Genomic DNA, 9,894 nt, shown 5'->3' on the forward strand with positions numbered 1-9,894 from the left:
AATAATGCAAAGACGAGAATTTCTAAAAAACGCGGCGATGATCTCGGCCGTGGGCGCGACCGCTGCGGTAGCGGACGACGCGGGAAAAATAAAAGACGACTATAAACCGCAGGGTAGCTCGCTACAGCCCGAATTTAGCGTAAAAGACGGCAAAATTTCGATGAACGACGGGCATAGCGTGGTATTTTCTATGTGTCACGGCTGCGTGGCAAAGTGCGGACTAAGGCTACACGTGGACGAAAAAGCAGACCGCGTGCTAAGATGTACGGGCAACCCATACCATCCTCTATCAAACGTGCACTGGGCGAGCTATGACACCTCGATAAACGACGCGTTGCTAGCAACAACGGCTAGCGGCGAGGACGATCGGCGCGCCACCGTATGCGCTAGAGGCGCGGCGCTACCCGAGATGATAGCTTCGCCTATTAGGATTTTATCGCCGCTTAAGCGAGTGGGCAAAAGAGGCGAGGGCAAGTGGAAAAAGATCAGCTTCGAGCAGCTCATAGAGGAGGTCGTCGAGGGCGGAGATCTTTTCGGCGAGGGGCACGTGGACGGGCTTAGGGCCATACACTCAGACGAGCTCATCGACGAGGCAAATCCCGAATACGGCACCAAGCGCAACCAGCTTTTGAGCTTTTATCTCTACGACGGACGCTCGGATATCGTCGATCGCTTTATCAAAAAATCTTTCGGCACTATAAATCACTATTCGCACGGCGGTATTTGCGGCGGCGGTTTTAGAGTCGGCGGCAAGATCGCGCACAACGCAAAGGGCTTTGCGCATACTAAGCCCGACTACGAAAACTCTAAATTTACCATCTACTGGGGCACCTCGCCTGCAAACGGCGGAAATCCGTTCCAAAAGCAAGCCAAAATGGTCGCCCACGCAAGAAGTACAAACGATGACTTCAGCTATGCGGTGGTAGATCCGACGCTAACAAACGCCGTCAAATTCGCCGCCTCCGACAAAGGCCGCTGGATCGGTATAAAACCCGGCACCGACACCGCGCTTGCTATGGCGATGATACGCTGGATCATAGAAAACGAAAAATACGCAGCAAACTACCTCGTGCAGCCAAATTTAGAGCAGGCAAAGCTAGCGGGCGAAATACACTGGTGCAACGCCACCCACCTAGTCATCACGCAAAAAGGCCACCCAGACTACGGCAAATTTGCGCTCATAGGCGACGAGTGGCAGGTCTGCTCTCAAAGCGGCAAAATCCAAAGCTACAAGATAAACGAGCCAGCCAAACTCTACTACAAGGGCAAAATTTTACTTAACGGCAAAAAAGTCGAGGTCAAAAGCTCTATGCAGCTACTAAAAGAATCAGCCTACAAACACAGCCTCAAAGAGTACTCTAAAATTTGCGGCGTGAGCGTAGACGATATCCTCTGGCTATGCGAAAATTTCACCAAAAACGGCAGGCAAGTCAGCACTAACGTCCACGGCGGCATGATGCACACGCAAGCGGCGATGAGCACGTACGCGATATTTTGCCTAAACACGCTTATGGGCACCTACGGCTACAAGGGCGGTAACGTAAACGCAAGCGCGGGCACGCATGAGTTTTTAAAAGGTAGATACGATCTGGAGAGCTTCGAGGGCGCATACAAGCCAAACGGGCTAAATTTATCCCGCTCGGGCAAGTATTACGAAACGAGCTCGGAGTTTAAACGTAAAGTGGCAGCCGGGGGCAGCGGCTATCCGGCACAGCAGCCGTGGTATCCTATCTCGATGCCGCTAGTAAACGAAACGCTCACCAGTCACGCCGCGGGCTATCCGTACAAAGTAAAAGCGTTTATAAACTACATGACAAACGTTATGTACGGACAGGCGGGGCTTGAGGTCGCAGTGCTTGAAGCGCTAAAAGATAGCAAAAATTTACCGCTTTTCATCGGTATCGATGCCTTTATGAACGAGACCAACGCCTACGCCGACTACATCGTGCCAGACGGTGTAAATCTCGAAAACTGGGCGCTTCCAAACTCGCTCTGGGGCACGATAGCTAAGACCTCGGTCGTGCGCTACCCGGCCGTCGCCGCTAAACAAGACCGCGCCGCAGACGGCACGCTAATCGACGTAGAGGCCTTTTACATCGCGGTGGCAAAGAGGCTCGGACTAAAGGGATTTGGCAAAGGCGCCTTTAAAGACAAAGACGGAAAGCCGATGGATCTGGATACGAAAGAGCAGTATTACGCCGCGGCGCTGGCAAATTTGGCCTTTGACGGAGACGGCGTGAAGGACATCGACAAAGAGGATCTAAAGCTAAGTAAAATTTCAAAAACCATGAAAAAGCTAGAGCCGTTTTTAAAAGACGAGGAAAAACCAAAAGTCGCGCACGTACTGGCAAAGGGCGGTAGATTTGACAGCTACGAGAGTGCGTACAAGGGCGATAAAACCACGGTAAAAGTCCCGGCCGCTACGCCTGCTGCGATCTACTACGAGCCGCTTGGCGGACACAGACACTCTATCACGGGCGAGTACATGCCGGGCACTCCTAGCCTCGCTCTGCCTGTGGCTAGCGACGGCACTCCGCTGGAAAAGTTTTTCCCAAAATCAGAGTGGAAATACCTCGTAAGCTCGAGAAAATCAAACATCCAGCACTACTACACGATCGTTAGTCCAAAGCTACGCGCCATACATCCGAAAAATTTCGTAAGGATTGCCGAGGATATCGCGAGCGAGCAGGGTATCAAGACGGGTGACAAAGTCAAGATCACGACGCCGTACGGCTCGCAAACAGGCGAGGCCTTTGTAACAAACGGCGTTGCTAGCGGCGTCATCAGCCTCGAGCACGGTTTTGGACACGACGAGTTTGGCGCTAGGGTGCATTTTGTCGACGGCAAACCGGCCTTTTGGCTAGAAAGCGCGGAAAAAGGGGTAAATCACAACAAGCTAGGCCTACTAGATCCGAAACGAAAGGGCAAATTTAGCCTAAACGACTGGCTAGTGGGCACCTGCGCTAGACAGGCGCTACCTGCAAATATCCGTAAAATCGGCTAAATTTAATGCGGCGGCCCTGGCTTAGCTGGGTCGCCGTCAAATTTGACGCTTGGGCGGTAAATTTAAAGTAGCGTAAAATTTATCGCGGACGGCGTCAAATTTGCAGTATTTTTAAGGCAGTCAGCGCAAATTTGAGGCAAATTTACCTATAAATATCTAAGCTCAAATTTAGCTCGTCGATGACGCTAAGCATCTGCCTGACGTATCTTTGCTCGCGGCGAGCCTCGGCGATGTCTAGTTTATCAAAAAGCCGCCCCTCGAAAAAATTTCTCCTGCTAAAGCAAAATAGATAAAATTTGTTATCCATAAAGGCTACGCTGGGCGATTTTAGCGTGTTTTTGTAGGCTTTTAGTATATTTAGCTTGCCCATAAACGCAGGCGTGAGCAGATACCTCGCCTCCACCTTGTCGGTCGTAAAAACTCTAAAATTTTCGTTAAATTTGACATCGTCGAGCAACTCTTTGTCGCCTAGAAATTTAGTATTAAAATCCTTACTCACGGCGACCGTTTTGCCGTGAAATTTCTTGTTAAACTCGCAAACTAGCACGCTACCTTTGAAGTCCGAATACTTGTCAAACGCATACTTTAGCAGGACGAACGCGGCGACGTATTTGTTATTTACGCGCGGATATTCGCGCTCGTGATTGATCACCTCGCACAGGTTAAATTTGACGCCTTTATATGCACCGCGCACGCTATCTTCGCTATAAAACGTGCTGGGTTTATAAATCCCGGCCGCATTAAATTCGCTCTGCGAGATACCGCCGTAAGCGCTATACATAAAGCTCTCGTCGATCTCACCGATGAGCGCGCGGACGAAAACTTCTTTGTAGAATTCGTTGTACTCCTCTTTTGCTTTTTCTACTTTTTCGATGTGATTAAGTATTTTAAAAAGATAACGAGAAAAAACAAGCAAAAACACCATCATAAAGCCAAATGACGAGAGCTGATCGCTATCGAATCTATTTCCGAAGATAAAAAAGAGCGCTATGACGCCGACGCCCAAAATAACGCTTGTTGGAGATACCGCGACTCTAGCTCGGCACTCTTTTTGTTTGTTTTTGGTTAATATAAATGCTTGCGAAAGGGTCATGTGGTCGCTTTTGATTAAATTTTACGTAAATTTTGACCGAGCACGACTTAAAATAAAGTAAATCGGGCGAGTAAATTTGAGCGAGGATTTTTAAAATTTGAGAGATTTGGAGTCAAATTTGACTTGGCGCAAATTTTGAAATTTGCCGCCGTTTTTGAGCGTAAATTTAATATCAAATTTGACCGAGCCTTGGTGCGACTCGTCAAATTTGCAGGTCGCAAAGCTTGCTAAATCAAAGAGGCCCGCCGAAAGCTTACTACTCCGCGCAGGCCACACAGACAAAAGCTCAAATTTAGAGATTTTCTATCACCCTTTTTGTTTCTAGCGCGATTTCTAGCTCCTCGTTAGTAGGCACGACGAGAGTTTTTACCGTTGCGTCAGGGGTGCTTAGATCTCGTATACCGCCACTTGCGGCAAAATTTAGCTCGTGATCGATCCTGATACCCATGTGCGTTAGGTCGTTGCAGATTTTCTCGCGGCTATACGGGGCGTTTTCGCCGATGCCGCCGGTAAAAACTACCGCATCCACGCGGCCCAAAACCGCGTAATATGCGCCGATATACTTTTTGATGCGGTAGCAAAACATCTCAAATGCTAGATGTGCGCGCTCGTCGCCGCCTTGCATCTTGACGACCACTTCACGCATGTCGTTTGAGCCGCAGATGCCTAGCAGTCCGCTTTTTTTGTTTAAAAACGCGTCTATGCCCTCGGCCGTGAGCTCGCCTAAATTTAAAAGATATGTAAGCACCGCTGGATCCATATCGCCGCTTCTAGTGCCCATTATCAGGCCTTCTAGCGGGCTTAAACCCATCGAGGTATCGACGCTTTTGCCGCCTTGTACGGCGCAGGCAGAGGCTCCGTTGCCTAGATGCAGCGAGATGGCGTTAAATTTCTCATACGGCACGCCTAGATACTCGGCGGCCTTTTTGGTCACGTAGTGGTGCGAAGTGCCGTGAAAGCCGTATCTGCGGATATGTAGCCTCTTACAAAGATCAAATGGCAGAGCGTAGCGGTAGGCGTACTCAGGGATAGTTTGATGAAACACGGTATCAAAAACGACGACGTGAGGCACCTTTTTACCACTCTCATGCATTGCATTTTTGATGCCGGCTAGGTGGCCCGGGTTGTGAAGGGGTGCTAGAACGGAGTTTTGCTCGATTTTGGCGATCACGTCTGGGGTAACTAGAGCCGAGTCGCTAAAGCTCTCGCCGCCGTGCACGATGCGGTGCCCGATACCGTCTAGTTCGCTAAAATCATGCAAGATATCTGAGCTAACAAACAGCCGCCTCATCGCCTCAAGCCCCTCGTGGTGGTCTTTTAGCGGTGCACGCTCCTCGTAAATTTTATCTGAGCCGACGTCTTTTAGCTTGGCATAGGAGCTCGTTTCGCCGATCTTTTCGACTAGGCCGCTAGCGATGACGCGGTTGTCGCTCATATCAAAAAGCTGAAATTTAACCGACGAGCTACCTGAGTTTAAAACCAAAATTTTCACTATTTTTCTCCTTCGTTTGCGGCTTGTATCGCGCTTATTAGGACCGTATTTACGACGTCTCCCACGCCGCATCCGCGACTTAGGTCGTTTACGGGTTTTTTTAGACCTTGCAAGATCGGTCCGACGGCGACGCAGTTTGCGCTTCGTTGCGCGATTTTATAGCCGATATTGCCTGTGTTTAAATTTGGAAATATAAAAACGTTCGCGCGACCCGCTACGTCGCTGTTTGGTAGCTTTTTGCGCGCTACAGCCGGATCTATGGCCGCATCGTACTGTACGGGAGCTTCGATTTTTAGGGCGGGGGCTAGATCGTGCGCTATCTCGCCAGCGCTTCTAACCAGATCGATATCAGCACCGCTGCCGCTATCTCCGCTAGAGTAGCTTAGCATCGCTACTCGTGGTTCTAGTCCAAAAGCGCGCGCCGTATCAGCCGAGGCTAGAGCGATTTGCGCTAGTTGCTGGGCATCCGGATTTGGATTTATCGCGCAGTCGGCGTAGATCAGGATCTCCTCGTCAAAGCACATTATAAACGAGCTTGAAACCAGCGGGCTATTTGGGAGCGTTTTGATGATCTGAAGAGCTGGGCGGATGGTGTGCGCCGTGGTCGTGTTTGCGCCGCTCACCATGGCATCGGCTAAGCCTTCTTGCACTAGCATCGTGGCAAAGTACGTCCTATCTCGCACGAGTTCGCGGGCTTGCTCTAGGCTCACGCCCTTGCTTTTGCGAGCTTCAAAAAGCGCGGCGGTTAGGCGATCTGCATACTCGTTTTTTTCTAAATTTATAAATCTCGCGCCGCTTAAATTTACGCCTAGTTTTTCCGCTCCAAATTTAACTTCGTTTTCGTCGCCCAAAAGGATCAAATTTACCGCGCCGCTTTTTAGTAAAATTTCGCTAGCTCTTAGTATCCGCTCGTCTTCGCTTTCTGGTAAAACGATGGTTTTTTTATCTTTTGCGGCGAGTTTAAATAGCGAATTTTCAAACCTCAAAGGCGTGATTATATCTTGCTTTACGCTTAAAATTTCATCCAAATTTCCGCTTACGATTAGTTTTGAGTTTTGCGTAAAAAAGCTCAAATTTTCGCGGCAAAAAACCGGAACGTTTAAATTTCTAGCGATCTGTAAATTTAGCTCTATTTCGCCGATATTTGCGATACTTTTTGCAGACTTAACGAGTACGAAATCAGCGCTCCCGGCTAGGCGGCCAAACTCATCTATCATGCTTTTAAAAAACTCACGCTCGCTACCGTTTTCAAAGGCTTTTTTGGCATTTTCGAGTCCGTAAAAATCATTGATGGGGTCAAAAACGGCTACATTTTTAAATTTTGCTGATATAATTTCGTAAATTTCTTGAAAATTCGCGCCAAGCGCAAGGATAGAATCGGCCATAATTTTCCTTTTGGAACTTGATTTGCTTATTTTATCGTAAAATTTTCACTTTAAGGTAAAGCGTGAGAAAAAATATTTACTTTTGCGCCCTTGCAGCAGCGTTTTTGAGCGGGTGTTTGCCTAGCGCCGACCCTCGCATAGATATGAAACCGCCCGTTTACGTTGAGCAGCTTCCCGCCAAACAGGTCAATAACCAACCAAACGCGGGCAGTCTTTTTGGTCGCGGCGACAACCCGCTTTTTGCCGACCGCAAGGCGATGAACGTAAACGATATCGTAACCGTCGTCATCAGCGAGCGTGCCAACCAAAGCTCCAGCGGTAAGCACGACACGAGCAAAAACAGCACGATAAGCCTCGGCGGAGGGCTATTTAGCGCGGGCTCCGCGCCGCTATCTACGCTGGCTACTCAGCTAAACAAAGCCGGCGATATCGGCTTTAGCGCGGGCAATAAAAACGAATTTACGGGCGCAGGATCTAGCGTGCGCGCAGAGGCCTTTACGACTACGATTTCAGCGCGCATCATCAAGGTGCTAGAAAACGGCAACTACTTTATCGAGGGTTCGCGTGAGCTACTCATAAACGGCGAAAAGCAGATCATGCAGCTTAGCGGCGTGATCCGCCCGTACGACATCTCAAACGCCAACGAGATCGACTCGCGCTACATCGCCGACGCTAAGATCCTATATAAAACCGAAGGCGACGTGGATAGGGCGACGAGGAAGCCGTGGGGGACGAAGCTTATGGAGGCGATCTGGCCTTTTTAGTCTCCTTTGTTTTTTGGCGGCTTGTCTCGCGAGCGTCTTTAACGGAGCTAGTAAAAATTTAGCTCGATAGACTACGTGTCTTATCTTCGCTAAATTTTTACGTCGCAACCCTTAAATCCATCTCGCGATACTTCGCCTTATAGTTTTACGCTCAAATTTGAAGTCAAACTTACAAATTTCAGCTTCAAATTTTACTCGCCGAGACCCGTACCTTGAAAACTTAAATTTAAAATCCGCGACGCGATAGCGTCAAATCTAAATCTGCGCACAGCGCAGCAACTTCTCACGTGCAGTGGGGTTAGAGAGGGTTTGGGAGAGGAAGGGGCGACGCTTCGTAAGTAGAAACCCCTTCCTCTCCCAAAAAAAAAGAAAAAGGGAGCTCTTTTGCTTCGGCGTTGCCTCGCAACTGCAAAGCAGAGCGTAATTAAAGCCCCTTCCCCCTTAACAAGAATGATTGGCTTACACAAAAAGCTTAGTGCACAACACCAAATTTAACCAAACCAAATTTAGCGTTTTAAAGATGCAGGTCTAGGCGCGTAAAATTTAAAAAATTATCCAAATTTGAATCCCTCTAAATTTCGCTCATAAATTTACTCAAATTTGAGCCCTTTAAAAGTACCGCCCAAATTCTAAGCCTGATTTTACGCGTTTTTAAACCTTAAAGCTGTATAATCGGGGTCAAATTTATCAAAAGGCGATACAGATGATAAAAGGCATTTCTGGCTCGCGCATGGTGATGGAAGCCTTGCGCGAAGAGGGCGTAGAGACGGTTTTTGGTTACCCGGGCGGCGCGGCGCTAAACATCTACGACGAGACGTATAAGCAGAGTTATTTCAAGCACGTTTTGACGCGTCACGAGCAAGCCGCCGTGCACGCAGCAGACGGCTACGCGCGCGCTAGCGGCAAGGTCGGAGTGGCGTTTGTGACGAGCGGCCCCGGCTTTACAAACGCGGTCACCGGCCTAGCCACCGCATACTCGGATAGTATTCCGCTTATATTAATCAGCGGCCAGGTTCCGACCTCGCTTATCGGTACGGACGCCTTTCAGGAGATCGACGCCGTGGGCATCTCTCGCCCGTGCGTGAAGCATAACTACCTCGTGCGCAGTATCGAGGAGCTACCCCGCATCCTAAAAGAGGCCTTTTATATCGCTCGCTCGGGACGTCCTGGGCCCGTTCACGTAGATATCCCAAAGGATATAACCGCGGCCGTGGGGGATTTTGATTACCCGACCGAGATAAAGATGCCGACATACAAACCGACCTACAAAGGTAACGCAAAACAGATCAAAAAGGCGCTCGAAGTCATCGCCGAGGCTAAACGCCCGCTGCTCTATCTAGGAGGCGGAGTCGTAGCGGCGAACGCTAGCGAGCTCGTGCGTAAATTTAGCGCAAAAACGGGCATCCCAGCGGTCGAAACGCTGATGGGGCTTGGCGCCCTAGCGCACGAGGATAAAAATCTACTCTCGATGGTCGGCATGCACGGTAGCTACGCGGCAAATATGGCGATGAGCGAGACTGATCTCATCATCGCGCTTGGCGTGCGGTTTGACGACCGCGTGACGGGCAAGCTAAGCGAATTTGCCAAAAACGCCAAAATCATCCACGTCGATATCGATCCTAGCTCGATCTCAAAGATCGTAAATGCGCACTTCCCGATCGTGGGCGATCTAAATTTCGTCCTAGAAGAGATGCTGGAAAAAGTAACCGTAAACGAGCAAAATTTGACCGCGTGGCGCGAGATATTGGCTAGATATGGCGCGCTAAATCCGCTAGACTACAAAGATAGCGACGAAGTCCTAAAACCGCAGTGGGTCGTACGCGAAACGGCTAAAATTTTAAAAGAATCAGGCAAAGACGCCCTGGTCGCCACCGACGTCGGCCAGCACCAGATGTGGGTCGCGCAGTTTTATCCGTTTGATAGGCCGCGCCAGCTGATAACTAGCGGAGGCCAGGGGACTATGGGATACGGCCTACCCGCAGCAGTCGGAGCAAAGATAGCAAAGCCTGAAAATATCGTCGTAAATTTCACCGGCGACGGCTCGATCCTAATGAACATCCAAGAGCTGATGACCGCCACCGAGATAGATAAGCCTGTCATCAACATCATCTTAAATAACAACTTCCTAGGCATGGTGCGCCAGTGGCAGACATTTT

6 protein-coding genes are annotated in these 9,894 nt (G+C 49.4%); 3 read left to right on the top strand and 3 right to left on the bottom strand.

Annotated features, from left to right (window positions below):
* Nucleotides 1-4 precede the first annotated feature (4 nt).
* The gene (locus RWM02_RS01400; protein WP_314068633.1) at nucleotides 5-3,004 is read left to right on the top strand and encodes a molybdopterin-dependent oxidoreductase; all 3,000 of its coding nucleotides are present in this window, start codon (nucleotides 5-7) and stop codon (nucleotides 3,002-3,004) included.
* Between the two features lie 142 nt (nucleotides 3,005-3,146).
* On the opposite strand, the gene RWM02_RS01405 is transcribed toward RWM02_RS01400, so the two are convergent.
* From RWM02_RS01405 to pta, 3 genes are all read right to left on the bottom strand, one after another.
* The gene (locus tag RWM02_RS01405; RefSeq protein ID WP_314068634.1) at nucleotides 3,147-4,097 is read right to left on the bottom strand and encodes a DUF3137 domain-containing protein; all 951 of its coding nucleotides are present in this window, start codon (nucleotides 4,095-4,097) and stop codon (nucleotides 3,147-3,149) included.
* 292 nt (nucleotides 4,098-4,389) lie between these two features.
* The gene (locus RWM02_RS01410) at nucleotides 4,390-5,589 is read right to left on the bottom strand and encodes an acetate kinase (RefSeq protein WP_314068635.1); all 1,200 of its coding nucleotides are present in this window, start codon (nucleotides 5,587-5,589) and stop codon (nucleotides 4,390-4,392) included.
* Nucleotides 5,589-6,974, bottom strand: a complete 1,386-nt coding sequence (gene pta, locus RWM02_RS01415; protein ID WP_314068636.1) for a phosphate acetyltransferase — start codon at nucleotides 6,972-6,974, stop codon at nucleotides 5,589-5,591. The genes RWM02_RS01410 and pta overlap by 1 nt, the downstream gene beginning before the upstream one ends.
* A gap of 62 nt (nucleotides 6,975-7,036) precedes the next feature.
* Here pta and flgH point away from each other — a divergent pair, with 62 nt between their 5' ends.
* Complete coding sequence (gene flgH, locus RWM02_RS01420) at nucleotides 7,037-7,738, top strand: flagellar basal body L-ring protein FlgH (protein ID WP_314068637.1); 702 nt, start codon at nucleotides 7,037-7,039, stop codon at nucleotides 7,736-7,738.
* 703 nt (nucleotides 7,739-8,441) lie between these two features.
* On the top strand, nucleotides 8,442-9,894 hold a 1,453-nt coding region (locus RWM02_RS01425), incomplete at its 3' end, for an acetolactate synthase large subunit (protein ID WP_314068639.1).

Origin of the sequence: Campylobacter showae (assembly GCF_963515975.1) — a bacterium.
Classification (GTDB): Bacteria; Campylobacterota; Campylobacteria; order Campylobacterales; family Campylobacteraceae; genus Campylobacter_A; species Campylobacter_A showae_F.